This is a genomic window from Kitasatospora sp. NPDC053057, from assembly GCF_044546945.1.
Taxonomy (GTDB): domain Bacteria; phylum Actinomycetota; class Actinomycetes; order Streptomycetales; family Streptomycetaceae; genus Kitasatospora.
Genome location: NZ_JBITZP010000009.1, coordinates 182746 through 204740, shown reverse-complemented (window position 1 = coordinate 204740; position 21995 = coordinate 182746). Strand labels below are relative to the sequence as shown.

Annotated in this window: 21 protein-coding genes and 1 pseudogene; 12 read left to right on the top strand and 10 right to left on the bottom strand. The window is 70.8% G+C overall.

Going from position 1 to position 21995, the window contains the following annotated elements:
* Positions 1-1689, bottom strand: a complete 1689-nt coding sequence (locus tag ACIG5E_RS13255; protein ID WP_396533506.1) for an alpha/beta hydrolase — start codon at positions 1687-1689, stop codon at positions 1-3.
* Positions 1690-1692: 3 nt separating this feature from the next.
* Positions 1693-2100 carry a hypothetical protein gene (locus ACIG5E_RS13250; protein WP_396533505.1) on the bottom strand — a complete coding sequence of 136 codons (408 nt, stop codon included), beginning with the start codon at positions 2098-2100 and terminating at the stop codon, positions 1693-1695.
* Positions 2101-2430: 330 nt separating this feature from the next.
* Here ACIG5E_RS13250 and ACIG5E_RS13245 point away from each other — a divergent pair, with 330 nt between their 5' ends.
* From ACIG5E_RS13245 to ACIG5E_RS13230, 4 genes are all read left to right on the top strand, one after another.
* Positions 2431-2838, top strand: a complete 408-nt coding sequence (locus ACIG5E_RS13245) for a DUF6153 family protein (protein ID WP_396533504.1) — start codon at positions 2431-2433, stop codon at positions 2836-2838.
* Between the two features lie 92 nt (positions 2839-2930).
* Positions 2931-4538, top strand: coding sequence for a multicopper oxidase family protein (locus ACIG5E_RS13240; RefSeq protein ID WP_396533503.1), 1608 nt, complete (start codon positions 2931-2933; stop codon positions 4536-4538).
* Positions 4539-4855: 317 nt separating this feature from the next.
* Positions 4856-6790 (top strand): amino acid transporter, encoded by a 1935-nt coding sequence (locus ACIG5E_RS13235; RefSeq protein ID WP_396533502.1) that lies wholly within the window; start codon positions 4856-4858, stop codon positions 6788-6790.
* Between the two features lie 140 nt (positions 6791-6930).
* Positions 6931-7692, top strand: a complete 762-nt coding sequence (locus ACIG5E_RS13230; protein ID WP_396533501.1) for a class I SAM-dependent methyltransferase — start codon at positions 6931-6933, stop codon at positions 7690-7692.
* Positions 7693-7807: 115 nt separating this feature from the next.
* Here the strand turns inward: ACIG5E_RS13230 and ACIG5E_RS13225 are convergent, their stop codons facing one another.
* Positions 7808-8461: a transglycosylase family protein gene (locus tag ACIG5E_RS13225; RefSeq protein WP_396533500.1), complete on the bottom strand. Its 654-nt coding sequence runs from the start codon at positions 8459-8461 to the stop codon at positions 7808-7810.
* A gap of 226 nt (positions 8462-8687) precedes the next feature.
* On the opposite strand from ACIG5E_RS13225, the pseudogene ACIG5E_RS13220 reads away from it, so the two are divergent.
* Positions 8688-8936: pseudogene (locus ACIG5E_RS13220) on the top strand (5'-methylthioadenosine phosphorylase); the annotation flags it as partial.
* Positions 8937-9383: 447 nt separating this feature from the next.
* On the opposite strand, the gene ACIG5E_RS13215 reads toward ACIG5E_RS13220, so the two are convergent.
* Positions 9384-11036, bottom strand: coding sequence for an IS1182 family transposase (locus tag ACIG5E_RS13215; protein ID WP_396533499.1), 1653 nt, complete (start codon positions 11034-11036; stop codon positions 9384-9386).
* Positions 11011-11517 carry a hypothetical protein gene (locus ACIG5E_RS13210; protein WP_396533498.1) on the bottom strand — a complete coding sequence of 169 codons (507 nt, stop codon included), beginning with the start codon at positions 11515-11517 and terminating at the stop codon, positions 11011-11013. The genes ACIG5E_RS13215 and ACIG5E_RS13210 overlap by 26 nt, the downstream gene beginning before the upstream one ends.
* Positions 11518-11665: 148 nt before the next feature.
* Between ACIG5E_RS13210 and ACIG5E_RS13205 the strand changes: the two genes are divergently transcribed.
* Entirely contained in the window at positions 11666-12517 is an 852-nt protein-coding gene (locus tag ACIG5E_RS13205; RefSeq protein WP_396533497.1) for a helix-turn-helix domain-containing protein, read from the top strand.
* A gap of 11 nt (positions 12518-12528) precedes the next feature.
* Positions 12529-12726 (top strand): DUF397 domain-containing protein, encoded by a 198-nt coding sequence (locus tag ACIG5E_RS13200; RefSeq protein WP_396533496.1) that lies wholly within the window; start codon positions 12529-12531, stop codon positions 12724-12726.
* A 109-nt stretch (positions 12727-12835) separates the two neighbouring features.
* On the opposite strand, the gene ACIG5E_RS13195 is transcribed toward ACIG5E_RS13200, so the two are convergent.
* Positions 12836-13228, bottom strand: a complete 393-nt coding sequence (locus ACIG5E_RS13195; protein ID WP_396533495.1) for a nuclear transport factor 2 family protein — start codon at positions 13226-13228, stop codon at positions 12836-12838.
* A gap of 230 nt (positions 13229-13458) precedes the next feature.
* On the bottom strand, positions 13459-14628 hold the full coding sequence (locus ACIG5E_RS13190) for an MFS transporter (RefSeq protein ID WP_396533493.1): 1170 nt from the start codon (positions 14626-14628) through the stop codon (positions 13459-13461).
* Between the two features lie 79 nt (positions 14629-14707).
* Here ACIG5E_RS13190 and ACIG5E_RS13185 point away from each other — a divergent pair, with 79 nt between their 5' ends.
* The 3 genes from ACIG5E_RS13185 to ACIG5E_RS13175 all read left to right on the top strand — a co-directional run bounded on the left by ACIG5E_RS13185 (position 14708) and on the right by ACIG5E_RS13175 (position 17030).
* Positions 14708-15619 (top strand): phosphorothioated DNA-binding restriction endonuclease, encoded by a 912-nt coding sequence (locus tag ACIG5E_RS13185; protein WP_396533492.1) that lies wholly within the window; start codon positions 14708-14710, stop codon positions 15617-15619.
* A gap of 171 nt (positions 15620-15790) precedes the next feature.
* Positions 15791-16426: a ClpP family protease gene (locus tag ACIG5E_RS13180; protein WP_396533491.1), complete on the top strand. Its 636-nt coding sequence runs from the start codon at positions 15791-15793 to the stop codon at positions 16424-16426.
* Between the two features lies 1 nt (position 16427).
* Positions 16428-17030 carry a ClpP family protease gene (locus ACIG5E_RS13175; RefSeq protein ID WP_396533490.1) on the top strand — a complete coding sequence of 201 codons (603 nt, stop codon included), beginning with the start codon at positions 16428-16430 and terminating at the stop codon, positions 17028-17030.
* Positions 17031-17082: 52 nt separating this feature from the next.
* On the opposite strand, the gene ACIG5E_RS13170 is transcribed toward ACIG5E_RS13175, so the two are convergent.
* Both ACIG5E_RS13170 and ACIG5E_RS13165 read right to left on the bottom strand, forming a co-directional pair.
* Positions 17083-17514: a helix-turn-helix domain-containing protein gene (locus ACIG5E_RS13170; protein ID WP_396533489.1), complete on the bottom strand. Its 432-nt coding sequence runs from the start codon at positions 17512-17514 to the stop codon at positions 17083-17085.
* A gap of 70 nt (positions 17515-17584) precedes the next feature.
* Entirely contained in the window at positions 17585-18187 is a 603-nt protein-coding gene (locus tag ACIG5E_RS13165) for a TetR/AcrR family transcriptional regulator (protein ID WP_396533487.1), read from the bottom strand.
* A 56-nt stretch (positions 18188-18243) separates the two neighbouring features.
* Between ACIG5E_RS13165 and ACIG5E_RS13160 the strand changes: the two genes are divergently transcribed.
* Both ACIG5E_RS13160 and ACIG5E_RS13155 read left to right on the top strand, forming a co-directional pair.
* Entirely contained in the window at positions 18244-19161 is a 918-nt protein-coding gene (locus ACIG5E_RS13160; RefSeq protein WP_396533486.1) for an alpha/beta fold hydrolase, read from the top strand.
* A gap of 136 nt (positions 19162-19297) precedes the next feature.
* Positions 19298-21364: a phosphocholine-specific phospholipase C gene (locus ACIG5E_RS13155; RefSeq protein WP_396533485.1), complete on the top strand. Its 2067-nt coding sequence runs from the start codon at positions 19298-19300 to the stop codon at positions 21362-21364.
* 68 nt (positions 21365-21432) lie between these two features.
* On the opposite strand, the gene ACIG5E_RS13150 is transcribed toward ACIG5E_RS13155, so the two are convergent.
* Positions 21433-21906: an SLATT domain-containing protein gene (locus ACIG5E_RS13150; RefSeq protein ID WP_396533484.1), complete on the bottom strand. Its 474-nt coding sequence runs from the start codon at positions 21904-21906 to the stop codon at positions 21433-21435.
* Between the last annotated feature and the right edge of the window lie 89 nt (positions 21907-21995).

Below are 21995 nucleotides of genomic sequence, written 5' to 3'. Positions count from 1 at the left end.
TCAGTGCTTTCCGGCGATGACCTGGCCCATGGCGGCCAGGGTGGGCGAATCGGCGTTCCAGTAGTCGGAGTGCCCGGCGTTGGGGTCGACGGGCATGACGTTCGCGCCGAACTGGGGAGCGGTGGTCTGCCGGCCGTACATCAGGTGGTGGTCGCCGTCGCCGAAGCCGAAGTCGGTCTTGATGTTGTCCCAGAGGTTGTCCCCCGCCCCGCTGGGGTCGGTGGCGGCGGCCCAGCCGATCGCGTCGGCCGGACTCTGTGCCGCGTACACGTGGTTCGGGTCGATGCGCAGGTCCTTGGCGTTCTCGACACCGGCACCGGGGCTGGCGATGAGGACGGCGTTGTCGACCGGGAGGCCGTGGTCGCGCATGGTGTAGCCGACGGTCGTGGTGCCGTAGCTGTGGGCCAGGATCGTGTTGTTCCCGATCTTCCCGTTGTGCGTGGCGTGCAGCCCGTTCTCGAAGCTGACCAGCTTGTCCTCCGCGTTCTTCGCGTAGGTGTCGTCCGCGGCCTCCGGGATGATGTTCTGCGGCGCGTCGTAGCCGACCCAGGTGATCGACGAGGTTGTGCTCTTGTTGTTGCTGGCGTCGTTGGCCGAGGCGACCATCAGGTCCGAGCGGTTGATGTCACTGCCGATGCTGCCCAGACGTGCGCCGGTGCCGGGGACGTAGGTCGACACGTTGTCGGCGGTGTCGGGGTTGTTGACGGCGACGATGGCGTGGCCGTGGCCGTTGGTGTCGAAGCCCAGCAGGAAGGTCGGCGGGTGCTTGTCGTCGACCTTGGTGTTCAGCCGGGCCTCGATGGCGTTGATGCCGTTCATCTTGTCCGCGAGCTCGTCGTGCTTCTGCTGCCATTCCGTGAAGGCGGGGTTCGGGCGGATGAACCTGCCGGAGCCCAGGGTCGCCACCGGCGCGGGACCGAGGGTGTCCAGCTGATGCTGGATGTCCTGATGGGCGCGCTGCAGGTTGATCTGGTTCGCCTGGTTGCGGTCGACGGCGGGGATGCCGTCGAGGTTGCCGATCTGGTCGGGGTGGTTGAGGATCATCCGCTGCTGCTGCTCGTCGGTCAGTCCGTTCCACCAGGCCTTGACGCTGTTCGGGTCGGTGCCGGCGGCGGGGATCTGCTGGAGGGCGTTGGCGGCGTCGGTGTCGGCCTTGGCTGTGGTGGAGTCGAGGCCGGTGCCGTTGCTGGCGTTGGTGGCCAGGTGGCCGAGCCGGGTGTTGATGGTCTGGTCGGCGTGGTCGGCCTCGTTGAGGGCGGCGGTGATCCGGGACTGGATCTGCTTGGCCTGGTTCTCGGCGTCGTTGCCGGCGAAGTTCGGGGAGTTGGGGTCCTTGTCCCAGGTGATCCCGCCGTCGTCGGCGACGGTGAGCTTGTGGGTCTTGGCGTCGTCGAGGGCGTTGATCAGGTGTGCCTGGGCGGCGGCGAAGCCGTCGTAGGCGTCCTGCAGGGCCCGGCTGACCAGTCCGAGTTCCTGCTTGGCGGCCTGGAGTTCGTTCTGCAGGTTGGTGATCCGGGTGTTGGCGTGGCCGGCGGCCGTTCCGGTCCACTCGGAGTGGCTCAGCCGGTCGACGACGTCGTGCTGCCAGTTCTCGATGTGCTGGCCGAAGGCGGTGGCCAGGGTGTCGAAGGCGTTCTTCGCGGTGGAGATGCCGATGACGTCGGCGTCGTGGAGAGTCTTGATGTCCATCGGTTACTCGGCCGCCTTCGCGCTGCGGGGCTTCACCGGACCGGTGGTGACGGTGGTGTCGAAGGGGTCCGGCTCCGGCCCGTTCGAGGCGGGCGCGTTCGGGTTCCGCATGCTGTTGTGGGCGTTCTGTTCGGCCTGCCGGTAGTAGGTGGCCGAGGTGCCGAGCTTGGTGCCGACGTCGCTCATGTCGGTTCCGAGCTTGTCCAGCAGGGTCTTCCAGTTGGTGCCGCAGTTCTGGATGGCGCCGGCCGTGAGCCAGCCCTTCAGCCCTCCGGCGGCCTGGTTGCACGGGTCGGTGATCTTCGATGTCTCACCGGGTATCAGGCCGCCTATGTGCTGTGCGCTCTGCCCGCAGCCGTCCAGTTCGTCCGGCTTGACCTTGAACTCCAAGCCCGCGTCAGGATCTGCCATTTTGTTCGTTCCCCCGTCAGATCCGGACCGACAGGTTGCTCAGCCGGTCCGTAGTGATCGAAAACTGACGCGCATGCTAGCCGATCGCTCACGCGGCTCACGGCGAATGCGGACCAGCCGGACGCGGAGGGCCGCACCCGACGGAAGGTGCGGCCCCGAACGGGATCCGGGTCAGGCGGGCGGGGTGCCGTCCGGCCGAGGGAAACCGGTGGATGTACGGCGGGGCTGTGAGCCCGCCGTCCTCCCGGTTGGCCCCGGTTCGGTGGCCAGGTGCCGTTCGGGATACCCTGTGGGGGTAAGTGGAGGGTGGCGGCGGTCGGGAGGCGGGGCATGGCGCAGCAGCGTTCGTACGGTTCGTCGCTGTCGCGGCTGCTGCTCCTCGTGGCCCTGTTGCTCGGGATCGTGGCGATGCACACGCTCGGCCACCCGAGCGGTGGGCACGGTGGGCACGGCCCGCAGCTGACGGCCGCGCAGCAGATGCCGGAGCACCATGCGACGGCCGCCGGGCCGGCGCACGCCATGGCGGACCCCGTCGCCGACGGCATGGACCCGATGACGGTCTGCCTCGCCGTGCTGGCCGGCTGGACGCTGGTGCTCCTGGTCGCTGGTTCGCTGTCGCGCCGCAGTGGTGACGCCGCCGCAGAGGTGCGGGCCCGGCTGCTGCGGGCCGTTCGGGCGCTGCCGCCGCCCGGGGGTGGGCGGATACTCCTCAGCAGACTTTCGGTGCTGCGTCAGTAGGCGCGCGTCGCCGTCCCGTGCCCGTGTACGGGAACGGGATGGCCGACGCGACGTCCTGCACGCCCACACCACCGCACGAGGTGCACTCCGCCATGCGCACACCCACCCGTCGTACCGTCCTGGTCTCCGCGCTCGCCGCCGCCGGGACCGGCCTGCTCGCCGCCTGCTCCTCCGGCTCGGACTCGATGAAGGGCATGGACCACTCGGCCATGAGTCACGGGTCGACGAGCCCCGCCGCCGCGCCCGCCGGCTTCGTCGCCCCGAACGGCCCGGAGGTCGCCGCCGCCGAGGCCAGGCGCAAGCCCGGCCCCGAGCGCAAGGTCGCGCTCACCGCCACCGAGACCACCCTCGACCTGGGCGGACACACCGTCCGCAGCTGGGCGTACGGCGACCGCCTGCCCGGCCAGGAGGTGCGCGCCACCCTCGGCGACACGCTCGCCCTCACCCTCGCCAACCACCTGCCGCAGCCCACCTCCCTGCACTGGCACGGCCTCGCCCTGCGCAACGACATGGACGGCGTGCCAGGCGTGACCCAGGAGGCGATCAGGGCCGGCGCCGCCTTCGACTACCGCTTCGCGCTCTCCCACCCCGGCACCTACTGGCTGCACCCGCACTCCGGCGTCCAGCAGGACCGTGGCCTGTACGCGCCGCTGATCGTCGAGGACCCGAAGGAGCCGCTGCGCTACGACAAGGAGTGGGTCGTCGTCCTGGACGACTGGGTGGAGGGGGTCGACGGCAGCACTCCGGACGCCGTCCTGGCCGAACTCGCCAAGGGCATGGGCGGGATGGACCATTCGTCACACAGCATGCCCGGCATGGACATGGGAGGCGCCACCCCCACCGCAGCCGCCGCCCCCACCGCGGCCGCCGGCCCCTCCCGGATGCTGATGGGCGCCGCGAGCCCGCTGCTCGGCGGTGACGCGGGCGATGTCGCCTACCCCTTCCACCTGGTCAACGGCCGTCTGCCGAGCGCCCCCGAGACCTTCACCGCCAAGCCCGGTGACCGGATCCGGATCCGGCTGATCAACGCGGGCGGCGACACCGCCTACCGGGTCGCCCTCGGCGGCCACGAGCTGACCGTCACCCACACCGACGGCTTCCCGGTCGAACAGGCCACCACCCAGGCGCTGTTGCTCGGCATGGGCGAGCGCTACGACGTTCTGGTCACCGTCAAGGACGGCGTCTTCCCGCTGACCGCCCTCGCCGAGGGCAAGAACGCCGGCGCGCTGGCCGTGCTGCGCACCGGCGGCGGTGCCGCGCCCGAGGCCTCGGTGCGACCGGCCGAGCTGGACGGCCGGCTGCTCACCGCCGGGCAGCTGAAGGCCGACGCGAGCGTTCGGCTGCCCGCCAAGGCGCCGGACCGCACCGTCAGGCTGGAGCTCACCGGTGGCATGGCGAAGGCCGATTGGGCGTTCAACGGCCGCAGGTACGACCCGGCGCAGCGCTACCCGGTCGCGGCGGGCGAGCGGGTGCGGCTGGAGTTCCGCAACAGCACGAGCATGTGGCACCCCGTCCACCTGCACGGGCACAGCTTCGCGCTGGGCGCCGACGGCCCGCGCAAGGACACCGCGATCGTGCTGCCGGGCGCGACCCTGGCGGTCGACTTCGACGCCGACAACCCGGGATTGTGGATGGTGCACTGCCACAACGTCTACCACTCCGAGACCGGCATGATGACCGTCCTCGGTTACCAGGCGTAACCCCCGTCCAGGATCCGAGACGCCGGGGCGGCGGACGGCGACGTACCGCCTCCCCGCCCCGGCGCCGGGGCCCGTCCCGGGCCTTGCCGCACCGTGCCACCAGCGCCGACCTGCGCATCCATGACGTTTTCTTAACGCGGGCCGATGGCGTCTCCTTAACGACCGTCGCATAGCCTGGCGCACTGCCGTCGCCCGACGGCGCTTTTACGGGGTCTTTAAACAAGAGGTGCAAGGTGGTTTCGTCGGGTTCGACGGAGACGACGACGGAGGACCCGTCGTCGGCGCGAATACGGCTCCGCAGCTGGCTCCTGGAGGACATGTCCCCGGAGAAGGCCGCCAAGGACGCCGCCGCGAAGGCGCAGCAGGACGGTGCGGAGCCGGGGGACTCCGCCGACGCCGCCGATCACGCTGCGCACACGGGCCAGCAGTGGTGGCGCGTGATGTGCCTGACCGGTCTGGACTACTTCTCGACGCTCGGCTACCAGCCGGGCATCGCCGCCCTCGCGGCCGGCCTGCTGTCGCCGATCGCCACGATCGTGCTCGTGCTGGTGACCCTGCTGGGCGCGCTGCCGGTGTACCGGCGGGTCGCCCAGGAGAGCCCGCGCGGCGAGGGCTCGATCGCGATGCTGGAGCGGCTGCTGTCGTTCTGGAAGGGCAAGCTGTTCGTCCTCGCCCTGCTCGGCTTCGCGGCGACGGACTTCATCATCACGATCACGCTCTCGGCCGCCGACGCCAGCGCGCACCTGGTCGAGAACCCGCACCTGACCAGCGTCCTCGGCGGCAAGCAGATGCTGATCACGCTGATCCTGGTCGCCCTGCTCGGCGCGGTCTTCCTCAAGGGCTTCAGCGAGGCCATCGGCATGGCCGTGGCGCTCGTCGGGGTCTACCTGGCGCTCAACGTGGTGGTCGTCGTGGTCGGCCTCTGGAAGATCATCCAGGCGCCGCACGTCGTCACCGACTGGTCCAACGCGCTGACCGCCCAGCACGGCAACATCTTCGTCATGATCGGCGTCTCGCTCGTCGTCTTCCCGAAGCTCGCGCTCGGCATGTCCGGCTTCGAGACCGGCGTCGCGGTGATGCCGCACATCAAGGGCGACGCGGGCGACACCGAGGCCAACCCGGTCGGCCGGATCCGCGGCACCCGCAAGCTGCTCACCACCGCCGCCGTGATCATGAGCACCTTCCTGATCGCCACCAGCTTCATCTGCACGCTGCTCATCCCGGCCAAGGAGTTCGAGGACGGCGGCCAGGCCAACGGCCGAGCCCTCGCCTACCTGGCGCACCAGTACCTGGGCGGCGGTTTCGGCAGCGTCTACGACCTGTCGACCATCGCCATCCTCTGGTTCGCCGGCGCCTCCGCCATGGCGGGCATGCTCAACCTTCTGCCCCGCTACCTGCCGCGCTACGGCATGGCCCCGCACTGGGCCCGGGCCGTGCGCCCGATGGTGATAGTCCTGACCATGGTCGGCTTCCTGATCACCTGGCTGTTCGACGCGAACGTCGACGCCCAGGGCGGCGCCTACGCGACCGGCGTGCTGGTGCTGATCAGCTCGGCGGCCATCGCCGTCACCATCGCCGCCTACAAGAAGCGCCAGCGCGGCTGGACCATCGCCTTCGGGATCATCGCGGCGGTCTTCCTGTACACCACCGTGCTGAACACCATGGAGCGCCCGGACGGTGTCAAGATCGGTGCCTGCTTCATCGCCGGCATCATCCTGGTCTCGCTGCTCTCCCGCCTGAAGCGCGCGTTCGAGCTGCGCGTCACGGAGGTCGTGCTGGACGAGACGGCCGAGCGCTTCATCCGTGACTACGCCCACCGGCCGCTGCGCCTGATCGCCAACGAGCCGACCAACCGGGACGTCGCCGAGTACCGCGACAAGATCCGGCAGATCCGCGCCGACAACGACATCCCCGGCGAGGACGACCTGGTCTTCGTCGAGGTGACGGTCCGCGACGCGTCGGACTTCGAGTCCGAGCTGACCGTGCGCGGCGAGGTGCTGCACGGCCGGTACCGGGTGCTCACCCTGGAGAGCTCCAGCATCCCGAACGCGATCGCCGCCCTGGCGCTCACCGTCCGGGACCGCACCGGGCAGCGGCCGCACCTGTACTTCGAGTGGACCGAGGGCAACCCCTTCGCCCAGTTCCTGCGGTTCTTCCTGTTCGGCCAGGGCGAGGTCGCCCCGGTCACCCGCGAGGTGCTGCGCGAGGCGGAGCCGGACCGTACGAAGCGTCCGCGCGTCCACGTCGGCTGAGCCTCCCGCTCCGTCGCCGTCACGGCCCGTCCGGTCCTGGTTTTCCAGGACGGGGCGGGCCGTCGGCGTTCCGGTGGGTGCTCGTAGAGTGCGGTCGGATCATCAGTACGCCGGACGACGCGAGAAAGGGCCCAGCCCGCATGAGTACCGCACCCGAGCACTACGACCGTCTCCTCGCCGCCCACTACACCTGGATGCTGGGCGGCGACATCCCCGCGCTCGCCGACGCGCAGGCCGAGCTGCTGGCCTCGCTGGGGGTCACCCCCAGCGAGGCCGGCCGCGCCGCCGTCGATCTCGGCGCAGGCCCCGGCCCCCAGAGCCTGGCGCTGGCCGCGCTCGGCTTCGACCCGGTCCTCGCCGTGGACACCAGCGCCCCGCTGCTGGCCGAACTGCGCGAGTCCGCGGCCAAGGCCGGCCACGCCGGGGCCGTCCGCACCGTCGAAGCCGACCTGCGCGGCGCGCTGCCCCGGCACACCGAGCCGGGCACGGTGGCCGCGGTGCTCTGCATGGGCGACACCCTCACCCACCTGCCCTCGCGCGCCGACGTGGTGGCCCTGCTGCGCGACACCGCCGCCGCCCTCGCCCCGGGCGGCCGGCTGGTGCTCTCCTTCCGCGACCTCACCCGCCCGCTGACCGGCACTGACCGTTTCCTGCCGGTGCGCTCCACCGCGGACCGGATCATGACCTGCTTCCTGGAGTACCCGGACGAGGAGACCGCGCTGGTCCACGACCTGATCCACACCCGCGCCGGCGAGGCCTGGACCCAGCAGGTCAGCAGCTACCCGAAGCTGCGACTCGCGATCGGCTGGGTGGAGGAGCAGGTGCGCGCGGCGGGCCTGGAGACCAGCCACAGCGAGACCAACCCGCGCGGCCTGCACGTGCTGGCGGCGCTGCGCCCATAAGGCCGAGCGGCGCTGCGCCCGTAGGCCGCGGCACAGGACGCCGCCCACGCCGGATGGGGGACGGCGTGGGCGGCGGGTCGGTGTGTCCGGCGGGCGCCGGGCGGGGCAGGGGTCGTCAGGACGGCAGGCGCAGCACCAGGCCGGGCTGGATGAGGTCCGGGTCGTCGCCGACGACGGAGCGGTTGAGCGCGTAGAGCGCGGGCCAGCCGCCGGGGATGTTCAGGGCGGCGGCGAGCCCGTCCAGGGTGTCGTCCTCCCGGACGGTCCACTGGCCGTCCTCGCCCGACGCGGCGGTGGGCGGCGGCAGGACGCTGTCGCGCTCGTGGTTGCGGGTGGCCTCCCGGCCGGGGGCGGTCTCCTGGCTGCGGGCGGGCCGGCGGCTGGGGCCGCCGGCGGCACGGGAGCCGCAGACCGGCCAGGGGGAGAGGCCGCGGCGGTCGGCCAGGTGCTGGGCGACGGCCATCTGCTGCTCGCGGCTGGCGAGGTCGGGGCGCGGGGCGTAGGCGAGGCCGCCGTTCTCCCGCCAGGTGGGCTGGTCGAACTGGAGGCCGCCGTAGTAGCCGTTGCCGGAGTTGATGTGCCAGTTGCCGCTGCTCTCGCAGGCCGCCACGCGCTCCCAGTCGTACCGGCCGCCGTCCGACCTCCCGCCGGGGTCGGTCCCGCTGTCGCCGCCCGGGGGCGCGGCGTGGGCCGCGGGTGCGGCGAGGGCGACGGAGAGGGCGCAGAGCGCGGTCGGGACGAAGCGGCGGAGACGGGCGGTGGAAGGCATGGGCGGCTCTCAGGTCCGGGGACAGGGCGTGCACCGCCCGGAGGCGGCGCGTTCCAACCCATGCACGTCGAGTGGGGCGCGCAGCCGCCGACACGTCCGGGAGGTCACCCGCTCGGCCGTCCGGGACCACCCCGGCGGCCCGCGGCCATCCGGCCGTACCCCCGCTGGCGGTCGACTCCTGGAGTGGCGGCCGGGACCGCCCCTCGACGAAGGGTCCGAACGGGCGATGACGACCGATCAGGGAGCGACACGGGCCGAGCTGGGCGTGATCGGCGGCTCGGGGCTGTACGCGCTGCCGGACGAGGTGACCGAGGTGCGGGTCGACACGCCGTACGGGCCGCCGAGCGACGCGCTGTTCCTCGGCGAGGTGGCCGGCCGCCGGGTCGCCTTCCTGCCCCGGCACGGGCGCGGGCACGGGCTGCCGCCGCACCGGATCAACTACCGGGCCAACACGGGTGCCGTCGCGCGCCCGGGCCGGACGGTCGGTCGACTGGATCGTCGTCAACCTGCACCAGTTCGCGATGTCCTCCTCCGCCGCCAGCCACGGCGGCGACATGGGCATCCGCGAGAAGCTGCTGCCACTGCTCGACCGCTACCGTCGACCTCGTCCTGGCCGGCCACGACCACGACTACGAGCGCACCCACCCCGTCCGCGGCACCGAACCCGGCGGCCTCCTCACCCGGGACCCCGTACCGCGACTGCAGCGACGGCTGGAACGGCGACGACCAGGGCGAGAACTCCGACCCCCAGGGTCAGGTAGCCGCCGCCCGGCGGTAACCGACTCCCGTCGGGGCCCGCCGCGCTTGATCAGCCATGGCCGAAGCCCGCCGCTTCGGCCGTGCCGAAGCGGCGACGGCAACGACCGGACCCCTGCGCAGGAAGTCGGCCAGACGACTCTGCTGGCGAAGTATTTGATCTGGGTCAGGCCGCCGTTGCGATGCCGTGTTGGGTGCATAGTGCGTGGATGCGGGTGGGGCGGCGATCTTTCCTGGTGGTGGTGTCGCAGTGGGCGCCGAGTCGGCGGATGTTGATCGCCATGCCGATGAGGACGTTTTGGAGGTGGGTCTTGTCGAGGCCCCGGTAGCGGGAACGCCGTAGGCCGGGGCCCCGGACTGCTTGGGAGATGGTGCCTTCGATCCCGGCGCGGGCCCGGTAGGCCTCGCGCCATTCGGGGCTGTTCTGTTCGGTCTGCATCCGCATCCGGGCCGTATGGATCGGTTCGGGATGGATCTCCAGGCTCCGGCCGAGGTGCGGGGCGGCGGTGGTGCACTGGGCGCGGATCGGGCAGGGCCGGCAGTCCGCGCGGGCGAAGGCGACGCGGATCAGGCCGTTCTTCTTCGGCCGCATCGAGATGCCGGTGGCCCCGGCGGGACAGCGGGTGACGCCTGCCTGCCAGTCGACGTGGAAGTCCTTCGGAGTGAAGGTGCCGCCCCGGGCGCCCCGACCGGTCTGAACCGTGACGGGCGCGACGAGGGTGATGCCACGCTCCAGGGACGCGCCGATGTTCTCCCCGCTGGGGTAACCGGAGTCCGTCAGATGCTCACCGGGTGCCAGGTCCCGGCCGATGAGTTTGTCCTGGATGGGGGTGGTGGCGCTGACGTCGGGTTCGGTGGCGCAGGTGGTGTGGACGTCGGTGACCAAGCTCGGTAAGTCCTCGTCGCAGGACTCGGTCAGGTGGCCCTTGGAACCGGTCCACTCCACACTGCCGGCGCCGGGAGCGCCCTTGGTGCTGTAGCGGGCTTCGGGGTCGTGGGGTGAACGCACGCGCTGTGCCGAGGGCGCAAGCTCTTTGGTGTCCCGGTAGCGCAGTCGGCCGGTGGCGGTGCGCTCGTAGTGCTGGTCCCACAGCTCCCGCATGATCTTGACCTGCGGGAGGTCGTTCATCCACGCGGCCGTGGGGTCCGCGTCGATGGCGGCGATCACGCTCTGCCCGTCGGCGCCGATCTGCTCGGCGAGCTTGAGCGCGGAGGCGTTCTTGCGGCGCAGGAGCCTGCTGGTCTCGACCTTGCGCCCGTAGCGCTCGTCCCAGCCGGGAGCGAGTAGCGGCACGACGAAGCCCGGGCTGGTCCGGGCGATCTCCTCCAGCGCCATACGCAGGGCCTCGCCCAGGCACTCGATCCGGTTCAACCGGCGCACACAGGCCAGAACATGCGTGGAATCGGTGCGCTGGCGCCCGCCCGAGCGCACCAGACCGGCCGCCTTCAAACGCTCCAGCATCAGCGACAGCAGGGCATCCGCCCGGTCGCCGGCCACCAGACGGGCACGGAACTCGCACAGCACACTGGCATCGAAACCGGTGTACTCCAACTCCAGTCCCAGCGCGTACTTCCAGGAGATCCGATCGGCCACCGCCACCGCAGCGTCCCGGTCGGAGAGATTGTGCAGGAACTGCAGGACCGTGACCATCACCAACAGCGCCGGCGAGATCCCGGGCCGCCCCAGATCCGCGTACATCTCCTCGAACTCACCCACGGTGAAGTCCTCATCGCTGAACAACGGACCCAGCGCATCCCGCACCCGCATCTCATCCGTCCCACCCGGATGAACCCTACAAGCCAACGCCACGGTCTCCACCGGAATCCCCGACACACCACCAGGACGCAGCACGACCCACCCCCACAGACAGCCAACCCATCCCAACCGGCAGCCACTTACTGTCCCACACCCGCCCCAACCGACTTCGCCAGCAGAGTCGCCCGGCCGACTTCCTGCGCAGGGAGGACGGGAGGTAGGCGGCTGCGGGCCGGTCGATCGCGGCGGTGTCCGGCTGGTCGAGCCAGACCAGGCGCGCGGTGATCCCGGGCTGACCGGTGAAGTGGCGCAAGGCCCGCTCGGGCGACGCGAGGGTCATACGGGCCTGCCCGTAGAGGCAGATCACGTGCGTCGGCCCGTCGTTGTCGACGAGCCCCCAGGCCGCCACCCACCCGTCGGCGTCCGGCTGGCCCTCGTCGCACACCTGGACGACGGCGAAGAGTCGGGGAGCGGTGTCGAGGACGAGCCCGCACAGCTCCTGGTCGAACGGAATGCGGGGGTTTGGCGAGGGCGCAGCAGTCATGGAAGTCTCCTGCCTCAAGGCGTGGTTGAGCCGACAAGCACCGTCGGTAGCTGATCCATGTCATACGGTAGTGGTGACATGGCATAATTTCCATGAAGTCCGTTGAATACTTGCTAGTTCACCCTGGGTAGTGAATGAGAGGATCACGATGACATCGAGCGGCAACCCGTCCCTGAGGCAGCAGCGCCTTGGGCTTGAGCTGCGCAAACTCCGCGAGAGTGCAGGACTTACCTCAACTGCCGCTGCTGCTCGCGTCGGAGTGAATCAAGCTCACATGAGCCGTATCGAAGCGGGCCGCTATCCGGTGAGCGCAGAGCGCGTCCGGGCCTTCGCCCGCGCGTACACGTGTACAGACCAGGGCTTGATCGATGCGCTCGCAGGCATGACCGGACGGCGGGCTCGGGGATGGTGGGAGGAGTACCGTGACATCCTGCCGCCGAACATGCTCGATCTTGCCGAAACGGAACACCACTCCACAGCGATGCGCATCGCTTCGGTGATTCACATCCCCGGCCTGCTCCAGACCGCCGACCAGGCACGTGTGCTCGCCAGCAGTGTGGTGCCGCTTCTGGCGCCACACGAGGTGGAACATCGGGTGTCGTACCGGATCAAACGGCAGGTCGTCCTTTATGGCCAACGGGCGATCCCGCTCACGGCGATCGTCCATGAGGCGGCCTTGCGGATGGGATTCGGTGGGTCAGCCGTGGCTCGCGCACAGCTCAGGCACCTCATCGAGGCGAGTACGCGCGAGAACATCTCGGTTCTCGTGATCCCCTTCGGGGCTGGCACGATTCCGGGGTCCGGGCAGTCGATCGTCTACTGTTCTGCAGCTGTGCCCCAGCTCGACACCGTGCAGCTCGATACGTATCACGGCTCCGAGTTCCTGGACGCCCATGCACAACTGGTGAAGTATCAGAAGGTTCTGGATCTGATGGACGCCTGCGCCCTCAGCCCTGCGAAGTCTCGTGATCTCATTGCCCGTATCGAGAAGGACATCTGAGGGGAAGCGTCATGTCAGCTCTCAACTGGCAGAAGTCCAGTTATAGTTCCGAGTCGGCCAACTGCATCTACCTCGCCACAGCGTCCGACCGCAGCGTCAAGCTCCGCGAGAGCGATGACCCCGGGGTCGTCATCAGCACGACGCCCGGCATGCTCCGCGCCCTCCTACTCGGTGTCAAGGCGGGGGAATTCGACCACCTGACGACCTAAGGGACGCCATGCTCGGCATCGCCCGCCCGCCCAATGTCGTCCTCACCGGTTAGGCCCAGGCGAGACGCGCCTGGGCCACCGACCGTGCGGTCAGCCGCGCCCCGCCCGGTCAGCAAGGCTTTGTCATCCCACCCAAGGGAGTTCGGCGTGGCGAGACCCTGCGATAGCTGATCCGCCAGCCGTCAGCGGTGCGCACGACGGTGTCGTCGTAGGAGACGGAACCGCAGGAGCCGTCCGCCTTGACACCTAGCCCCTTGGAACGGACCTGCACCCGGCCGTCCGCCCCTGCGGTTACGACGACGTTGGTGACGTGATGCGCGACAGGGTTGGCCGCTCCCAGCGCCCATGCCGCTTCCCGGATGGCCGCCACCCCGGACAGCGGATCCTGGCCGAAGTCGGTGAGGTCATAGATCACATCGACGGTGAACAACTCGTCCAACCGGTCAAGGCTTCCGTCGTCAACGAGGTGACCGTGCAACGAGACCAGTTCGATGATGGCCAAGCGATCTTCAAGAGCGAGTGACACACGCGTCCTTTCCGGCCCGGCGTGGAAGGCGCCAAGCCGAGCATCGATCCGAGGTCAGCACGGCATCACACCGTTCGACGCGTCCGGGCAAGTCCGGGCACGTCCGGCAAGAGCAGGACCGTGCACGTCGTGATCCTCCCTCACCGGCGGTCAGCCTGCCACCGACTTCTCCACCCGCGCCCTGCCACCGTCAGCTGAAGCACGGCTTACGGGACAGCCCTTGGGCGGGCCCGCTCCGCCCACGCGGCCACCGGCGGCCCCGCTGCGCCCAGGGCGGCGAAGAGGGCGCCGAGGAGGAGCCAGCCGGTGTGTCCCAGTGTGAGGACTGCTCCGGTGAGAATCAGTGGGGCGAGGGCTTGGCCTGCGTCGAAGCCGATGCCGAAGAGGCCCTGGTACTGCCCCTGGGCGTGATCGGGTGCCAGACCGAAGCCCAGTGCGTAGCCGCCCGAGGACTCCCACACCTCTCCGACGCTGTGGATGCACACCGCGAGCACCGTGAGCACCGGTGCGACCCACGCGGGGACATCGGCCGTCAGCGCCATCAGCGGACAGCTGAGCAGGAACAGGAACCCCGCGAGGCGGAAGGCGCGGCCGCCCTCGCGCGGGGTCTCCACCTTCGATCCGAGCCTGCTCTGCAGCAGCACGCACACGCCGCTGTTGATCGCGTACACCGCCGCCACCGTCCAGCGCGGTGCGTCGGTGTGGGCGGTGAGCCAGATCGGGAGCAGGAGCGAAATCACCTGGTACTGCAGGCCCATCGCGCTGTAGAGCGCGACGAAGGACACGTACGGTCGGTCGGCCAGGACGGACCACTGGCGGTGTTCCTCGGGCCGGGGCAGGGGTCGGTAGTTCGGCACACCCAGGAGGGCGATCAGTGCGGCGGCGGCGAAGCTGGCGGCGTTGGCGAGGATCAGCCCGGTGTAGGCGGGGCGGGTGTTGATCTGGAGGGCGACGGCCGCGCCCAGGGTGCCCACGACCACGCCGAGGTTGACGAAGGTGCGGAGTCTGGCCCGGAAGGCGGCCGGGCGTTCGCCGCCGACCCTGGCGATGAGTGCGCCGCCAGCGGCGCCGCCGGCCGTCGCGGCCAGCCGGTCCAGCGTGGCGACGAGGGCGAACGCGAGCCAGCTGTCGATGAGGACGAAGGCCGCCATGGTGGCGGCCTGCAGCGCGAGCGCCAACAGCCAGACCGTGCGCGGCCCGTACCGGTCCGCCAGGTTCCCCGCCGGTATGCCGGCCGCCAGGCCGCAGAGGCCGGCGATCGTCAGACCCGCGCCCACCTGGGTGGCGGGCAGGTGCACGACCAGCGTGAAGTAGAGGATCGCCGCGGTGTTGAAGAGACCGTTGCCGACCCTGCTGACGAAACTGGCGGTGATCAACGCTCGTTGGGGACGGGAATCCGGACTTCTCCTCAACATGTCGATCAGGCTAACAAGGCCCCCCACTACCCTGACGGGCATGGATTGGCTGGATCGGGTGGCAGGACTGAGGCGTTGGGCACGTAATGAGGTCCGCGCGCCGCACAAGCCGTTGTTGCTGCTCTACGCGCTCGGCAGCTACCAGCGGGACGCGGAGGGGGAGTTGCGCTACAGCGCCGTCGAGGAGGAGCTGAAGCGGCTGCTCGTCGAGTACGGGCCGTCGCACGCGACGACGCCCGCGTACCCGTTCCACCACCTGGTCAGTGACGGCGTGTGGGAGGTCCGCACTGACCGGGGACCGGGGAGCCCGGGTACCGGGATCGGGGTGCTGCGGTCGAGCGGCGCGACCGGCCGGCTCGCCTCCGAGCTGCGGGCGGCACTCGGCGAGGAACCGGCGCTGCTGGGCAGGATGGCCCGGGTGCTGCTGGACGCCCACTTCCCGTCGTCCCTGCACGACGACCTCTGTGAAGCCGTCGGGCTCGACCTGGAGGAGGCCGGGACCGGGATCGTGGGAGGTGCGGCCCGGCGGCAACGGGACCGGCGGATGCGTGAACTGATACTCACCGCCTACGAGTTCCAGTGCGCGTTCTGCGGCTACGACGGCACCCTCGGCGCCAGCACCGTCGGCCTGGAGGCCGCGCACGTGCGGTGGTGGTCGCACGACGGGCCGGACGAGGTCGACAACGGGCTGTGCCTGTGCTCGCTGCACCACAAGCTCTTCGACAAGGGCGTCCTGGGGGTGGGGGAGGGGCACCGGATCCTGGTCTCGCAGCGGTTCGTCGGCCGCAGCGAGGCCAGCCGGCAGCACGTGCTGGCGTTGGCCGGACGGCCCGTGCTCGGGCCGCAGCCGGGCAGTCCGCCGGTCGCGGACCGGCACCGGGAGTGGCATGCGCGGCAGGTGTTCCACGGCGCCCCGCGTCAATCCGTGGAGTGCGGGGCGACGGCCGGTTAGCGCTGCGCCTGCGATGACCCGGGGAGAGACCGTCGACCGTCCGGGTCATGAATCGGAGCCGGACGGCTCTGCCCTCGGCGAATCTGCGGCGGGCAGAGAAACGGGGGCCGGTCGGCAGCCAGGGGTGAGAGTGGGGACGACGGCATCTTCGGCCCATGAAGGAGAGACCAGATGACTCCACTCACCGCGCTCGCGCCCCGCGCGGAGGGCGACACTGCGCCCAGCCCCTTCGACGACCACCTCGCGGCGCAGTTGCTCGCGCAGCGGATCGTGCTGCTCGGCACGCAGGTCGACGACGTGTCGGCGAACCGGGTGTGCGCGCAGCTGTTGCTGCTGTCGGCGGAGGACCCGCGCAGCGACATCAGCCTGTACATCAACAGCCCCGGCGGGTCGGTCACGGCCGGGCTCGCGATCTACGACACCATGCGGCTGATCCCGAACGACGTGTCGACGCTGGCGATGGGGTTCGCGGCCAGCATGGGGCAGTTCCTGCTCACGGTGGGGGCGCGCGGCAAGCGGTTCGCGCTGCCGAACGCGCGGATCATGATGCACCAGCCCTCGGCGGGCATCGGCGGGACGGCCGCGGACATCGAGATCCAGGCGGAGAACCTGGAGTTCACCAAGCGGTCCATCGAGCGGATCACCGCCGAGCACACCGGGCAGAGCGAGGAGACGATCGCCCGGGACGGTGACCGGGACCGCTGGTTCACGGCGGAGCAGGCCAGGGAGTACGGGATCGTGGACCGGGTGGTGGAGTCGGTGGCCGACATCCGCCCGGCCTCGTCGCGTCGACGGATGGGGCTGTGACATGGGGTCGTACACGGTTCCGTACGTCATCGAGCGGACCGCACAGGGTGAGCGGTCCTACGACGTCTTCAGCCGGCTGCTGAACGAGCGGATCATCTTCCTCGGCACCGAGATCGACGACGGGGTCGCCAACGTGGTCATCGCGCAGCTGCTGCACCTGGAGTCGGAGAACCCGGAGCGCGAGATCTCGATCTATCTCAACTCGCCCGGGGGATCGTTCACTTCGCTGATGGCGATCTACGACACGATGACCTTCGTGCAGGCGCCGATCTCCACCTTCTGCGTCGGCCAGGCGGCGTCGACGGCGGCGGTGCTGCTCGCGGGCGGCGATCCCGGGCGGCGGTTCGTGCTCCAGCACGCGCGGGTGCTGCTCGGGCAGCCGGCCAGCGGCGGGCGGCAGGGGATGGTCTCCGACCTGAGCCTCGCGGCCAAGGAGATGGTCCGGATCCGCTCCCAGGTGGAGGAGGTGCTGTCCCGGCACACCGGGCACGACGTGGCGACGCTGCGCGCGGACATGGACCGGGAGAAGGTGCTCACCGCCGAGGAGGCGGTCGCGTACGGGCTGGCGGACGAGGTGCTGAGCCGGCGGCTCGCCTTCGCCTGATCCGGGCAAGGTGGGCCGGTACGACGGGGGTGTACCGGCCCGCCGGTCCCGGTCAGGCGGCCAGGCAGAGGCCGTTGGTCCGCGCCGACGGCGCCGAACGGCGGTGGGCCGGCTGGCTGCGGGTGTGCCGGACCAGCTCGTCCTGGGCGAGCGATAGCAGGTCGCCGAGGCCGAGCCCGAGGGCCTTGGCGGCGGCCGCGAGCACCTCGGAGGAGGCCTCCTTGCGTCCGCGCTCCAGCTCCGAGAGGTACGGCATCGAGATCCGGGCCTGCTCCGCGACGTCCTTCAACGTGCGCTCCTGGGCGAGCCGTTCGCGCCGCAGCGCATCGCCGACGAGATCACGCCACAGGGGTTCCTTCGGCGCGGGCGCCTCGGGGGTCGCGGACGGTCGCTGCGGAGTGCGGTTCGCCCCACCGGGGGCGGGCGGCGAGGTCTGCGGGCGCAGCGGGATGACGCGGGCTTCGTTCGGCGCTTGAGTGCTCACCCCATCAGCGTAGGGAATGGCGGCGCCGGGGGAAGGGTGCGGCGTTCTGCCCTGGGTGAAGTGGGGTCCGCTAGCTCGGGAACACGCGCCCGAGGTGGTAGTGGAGGACGGCGGTCGCGTCATCTGCCGTCCGCTGGCCGAGCAGGACGCTGAGGCCGAGGCCGGCGGAGACGGCGAGGAGGACGACGGCTTCCTGACGGGCGTCCAGGCCCGGGTCGGCGGTGCCGGCCCGCTGGGCGGCCGTCAGCTGGGCGACCAGGAAGGCCTCCATCTCGTCGGGGGCGGCGAGGAACGGCTGGCCGGCGAGCGCCGGGTCGGTGACGGAGAGCACGGCGTACTCGGTGTAGATGAGGTGGAAGGCCCGGCTCTCCTCGTCGGTGGGGACGGCTTCGAGCAGGACGGCCTCGATGATGCCGCGCGGGTCGGTGCCGGCGCCGGTGGCGCGCACGCGGCGCTGGACCCGCTCGCCCATGCGGGTGGCGAGGCGGGTCATGGCGGCGAGGAGCAGCTGTTCCTTGGTGTCGAAGTAGTACTGGACCAGCCGCACCGAGACGCCCGCCTCGATGGCCACGGAGCGCATGGTGACGGAGTGCAGGCCGCTGCTCGCCGCCGAGCGGAGCAGGGCGTCGATGATGTGGGCCCGGCGTTCCTCGTGATCCACCAGCTTCGGCATCGGGTTCCTTCCGGATGTTTTTGTGGTACAACCATACTATCAAACCGGGAGGGATCATGACCAGGACCAGCGTCGGACATTTCACCAGCGAGGCCGCACGGGCGAAGTTCCTCGATGCGTACGACCGCGCGATGGAGTTGTGGCCCGGCCCGCGCCGGGAACTCGACGTCGAGACCGGCTACGGCACCGTCCACGTCCACCACTACGGGCCGACCGACGGCGAGCCGATCGTGCTGCTGCACGGCCACGCCGGGCACCCGTCCAACTGGTACCCGCAGATCGCCGCGCTCGGCGCGCACCACCCCGTGTACGCGATCGACACCCTCGACGACCCCGGACGCAGCGTGCAGAGGGCCGTCGCGGCGGGGTCGGCGGAGAACGCGGAGTGGCTCGGGGAGGTCCTCACCGGCCTCGGGCTGGACCGGATCCACCTGGTCGGTGTCTCGTACGGCGGCTGGCTGGCCCTCAACCAGGCCGTCCACGCACCCGACCGGCTCGGCTCCGTCACCGCGCTGGACCCGGGCGGGATCGAGAAGGTGCCCGCGCGGTTCTACGTCCACATGGTCGGCGGCCTGTTCGGCATGCTCGCCCCGCCGCCGCTGCGCCCGGCGGTCGGCCGGCTGCTGGCCAATCCGGCGCTCAGCGCGCCGCGAGAGATGATCGCGCCGCTGATGCTCGCCATGCGCAGCTACAAGCCGGGCAGCCGCCCGCCGGCCCGGCCGTTCACGGACGAGGAGTTGGCGTCCGTCCGGCTGCCCGTGCTGATGCTGGTCGGCAAGCGCAGCGCGCTGCTGCGCCCGCGCCAAGTGGTGGCGCGGGTGACGGCGCTGATCCCGGGCGTGCGGGCCGAGATCGTGGAACGGGCCGGGCACGGGCTGAACCTGGAGCGGCCCGAGGTGGTGAACGAGCGGCTGCTGGAGTTCATCGGCGCCGTCGGGCGGGAGCAGCAGGCGGCGCGGCCCGGCGGTCGGTGACCGGGCCGGGGGCGCGGACTTTCGGCAACTGCCCGTCAGGTGTAATGGCTCCGCCACCCGGCTGCCGGCCGGTAGCCGTCCGGCTGCCGAACGGTCGCCGGGCGTCGGAGTTGTCCATACGTCTCGGAGGCCTCACGTGTCACCCGTCACCCGTCGTACCTTCCTCGGTTCGGCCGCCGCCCTCGGCGCGGCCATCGGGCTGGACACAGCCCTGCCCGGAGCGCTGTCGAGCGCGTCCGCCACCACGACGGGGACGATCCGCGACGTCAAGCACGTCGTGGTGCTCATGCAGGAGAACCGCAGCTTCGACCACTACTTCGGCACGCTGAAGGGTGTGCGCGGCTTCGGCGACCGCACCGCCCTCCAGATCGCGGGCGGCACCAGCGTGTTCAACCAGCCGAACGGCAGCGGGCGGCAGTACCCGTGGCAGCTCAGCAAGACCAAGACCTGGTGGTGGGGCGTCAGTGCCGAGCAGCTGGCGCAGTGCGACGGCTCGCTCGACCACTCGTGGTCCACCCAGCACAAGGCGTGGAACAACGGGAAGCTGGACTCCTGGATCGCCGCCAAGGGTTCGGACCGGACCATGGGCTTCATGGCCCGCGAGGACATACCGTTCCACTACGCGCTGGCCGACGCCTACACCATCTGCGACGCGTACCACTGCTCGATCCTCTCGGCCACCGGCCCCAACCGCACCTACCTGTGGTCCGGCACGATCGACCCGGGCGCCACCGCGGGCGGTCCGGCCTACGACGGCGGCTCCGAGTCGGGCCTGCACTGGCAGACCTACGCCGAGACCCTGCAGAACGCGGGCGTCAGCTGGAAGGTCTACCAGAACGCCCACGACAACTTCGGTGACAACGGCCTCGCCTACTTCAACCAGTTCACCGGCGCGCCGAGTTCGAGCCCGCTCGCCCAGCGTGGCATGGGCTCGGTGCCCAGCACCGGTTCGACCCCGGACGACATCGCCGCCGCGATCAAGGCCGACGCGCTCGCGGGCACGCTGCCCCAGGTCTCCTGGGTGGTGGCCAGCCAGCTGTTCTCCGAACACCCGGACGGCCCGCCGGAGAACGGCGCCCACTTCGTCAACCTGGTGCTGCAGGCCCTGGCGGCGGACCCGGACGTCTTCAACTCCACCGCCCTGTTCCTCAACTACGACGAGAACGACGGCTTCTTCGACCACGTGCCCCCGCCGGTGGCGCCGGCCGGCACCGCCGACGAGTTCCACAACGGCACCAACATCGGCCTCGGCTTCCGCGTCCCGATGATCGTGGTCTCGCCGTGGACCCGCGGTGGCTGGGTCGACTCCCAGGTCTACGACCACACCAGCGTCATCCGCTTCCTGGAGACCTGGACGGCCGCCCTGGGCACCCCCGCCGTCTGCCCCAACATCAGCGCCTGGCGCCGTCAGGTCTGCGGCGACCTCACGGGCGCCTTCGACTTCACCAACCCGGTCTACGGCCTGCCCGCGCTGCCCGACACCAGCGCCACCCTCAGCCAGGCCGCCGCCAACGTGCAGATCAACCCGAGCCCCGGCACCAACTCCATGCCCACCCAGGAGCCCGGCACCAAGCCCGCCCGCCCGCTGCCCTACCAGCCCAACGCCTGGGTCGACCGGATCGAGAACGGCGCCGACGGCCGGATCCGGCTCTGGATCGACCTGGCCAACCAGGGGCCGCAGGCCACCGCCTGGGCGCACTACTCGGTCCACGCCAACGCCTACCGCAGCGGCGGGCCCTGGCAGTACACCGTCGCCCCGTACGACGCCGCCCGCGGCACCGACGGCAGCGCCCGCGACTCCTTCGACATCGGCGCCGGGTACGGCAACGGGCAGTACGACCTCACCGTGCTCGGCCCCAACCGCACCCTGCGCCGCTTCGCCGGGAACGCGACCACCGCGGGCGGGACCGTGGAGGCCACCACCTCCTACGCGGCGGCGCCGGACACCGGCGACCCGGCGGTCTGGTTCACCATGACCAACACCGGGACCAGCGCCGTCACCTTCACCATCACCGCCGGCAACTACCGCACCGGCACCTGGACCTACCAGGTCGCCCCGGGCGCCACCGTCAAGGACTTCTTCAACGCCGTCACCGTCGCCCAGGGCTGGTACGACTTCACCGTCACCGTCAGCAGCGACCCCGCCTGGATCCGCCGGGCCGTCGGCCACATCGAGACCGGCTCCGCCAGCGTCACCGGCTGACCGGCACCCACTCGGCTTGCCGAGCACGCGGCCCCCAGCCCACCGGGCCGGGGGCCGGGGCGGGCCGATCAGGCGCCCGACGACGATGCGGCCTCGCGACGCTGCTCCAGCCACGTGCGACTCAGGTCCTCCCACACCGCCTGGTACCGGTCGAAGACGCCGTCGAGCCGGTGACGTGCCAGGTCCTCGGCGGCCGTCGACGCCACGAGGTACTCCAGGTCATCGGCGAGCCGCCGGAAGCGGTACTGCGCCTCCTCCATCAGCACCCACCGGGAGCGCCAGTTGAAGAACGGCTCGGCGGCTGCCAGTGCCGTCACCAGGGCCACCAGCGCGAAGGCCAGGTCCGTCCACCTGTGCAGGCCCAGCAGGATGGTGGACGCCGCGGACAGCGCCAGCGTCAGCATCTTGATCACGGACGCGCGCCGACGGAACTTCTCCTTCTTCCCGCGGGCGTAGTCGTGCCCCTGACGGATCTTGCCCAGCAGGAGAACAGCCGTCTCCGTCGGGGTGAGCCCCACGCCCGGTCCGTTGTTGGGATCCACCTTGCCCCCTCGTCTCCTCCCCGTGGCGCGGCCCGAGCCGCGTGCGGGATCAGCCAGACGGTAGCCGAGGTCCGGCTTCAGCGGTTCGG

What these genes read in the sequence shown, in the direction of transcription:
- ACIG5E_RS13255 (WP_396533506.1), bottom strand. Translation starts at nt 1,689, where the DNA reads ATGGACATCAAGACTCTCCACGACGCCGACGTCATCGGCATCTCCACC.
- ACIG5E_RS13250 (WP_396533505.1), bottom strand. Translation starts at nt 2,100, where the DNA reads ATGGCAGATCCTGACGCGGGCTTGGAGTTCAAGGTCAAGCCGGACGAA.
- ACIG5E_RS13245 (WP_396533504.1), top strand. Translation starts at nt 2,431, where the DNA reads ATGGCGCAGCAGCGTTCGTACGGTTCGTCGCTGTCGCGGCTGCTGCTC.
- ACIG5E_RS13240 (WP_396533503.1), top strand. Translation starts at nt 2,931, where the DNA reads ATGCGCACACCCACCCGTCGTACCGTCCTGGTCTCCGCGCTCGCCGCC.
- ACIG5E_RS13235 (WP_396533502.1), top strand. Translation starts at nt 4,856, where the DNA reads ATGTCCCCGGAGAAGGCCGCCAAGGACGCCGCCGCGAAGGCGCAGCAG.
- ACIG5E_RS13230 (WP_396533501.1), top strand. Translation starts at nt 6,931, where the DNA reads ATGAGTACCGCACCCGAGCACTACGACCGTCTCCTCGCCGCCCACTAC.
- ACIG5E_RS13225 (WP_396533500.1), bottom strand. Translation starts at nt 8,461, where the DNA reads ATGCCTTCCACCGCCCGTCTCCGCCGCTTCGTCCCGACCGCGCTCTGC.
- ACIG5E_RS13210 (WP_396533498.1), bottom strand. Translation starts at nt 11,517, where the DNA reads ATGACTGCTGCGCCCTCGCCAAACCCCCGCATTCCGTTCGACCAGGAG.
- ACIG5E_RS13205 (WP_396533497.1), top strand. Translation starts at nt 11,666, where the DNA reads ATGACATCGAGCGGCAACCCGTCCCTGAGGCAGCAGCGCCTTGGGCTT.
- ACIG5E_RS13200 (WP_396533496.1), top strand. Translation starts at nt 12,529, where the DNA reads ATGTCAGCTCTCAACTGGCAGAAGTCCAGTTATAGTTCCGAGTCGGCC.
- ACIG5E_RS13185 (WP_396533492.1), top strand. Translation starts at nt 14,708, where the DNA reads ATGGATTGGCTGGATCGGGTGGCAGGACTGAGGCGTTGGGCACGTAAT.
- ACIG5E_RS13180 (WP_396533491.1), top strand. Translation starts at nt 15,791, where the DNA reads ATGACTCCACTCACCGCGCTCGCGCCCCGCGCGGAGGGCGACACTGCG.
- ACIG5E_RS13175 (WP_396533490.1), top strand. Translation starts at nt 16,428, where the DNA reads ATGGGGTCGTACACGGTTCCGTACGTCATCGAGCGGACCGCACAGGGT.
- ACIG5E_RS13165 (WP_396533487.1), bottom strand. Translation starts at nt 18,187, where the DNA reads ATGCCGAAGCTGGTGGATCACGAGGAACGCCGGGCCCACATCATCGAC.
- ACIG5E_RS13160 (WP_396533486.1), top strand. Translation starts at nt 18,244, where the DNA reads ATGACCAGGACCAGCGTCGGACATTTCACCAGCGAGGCCGCACGGGCG.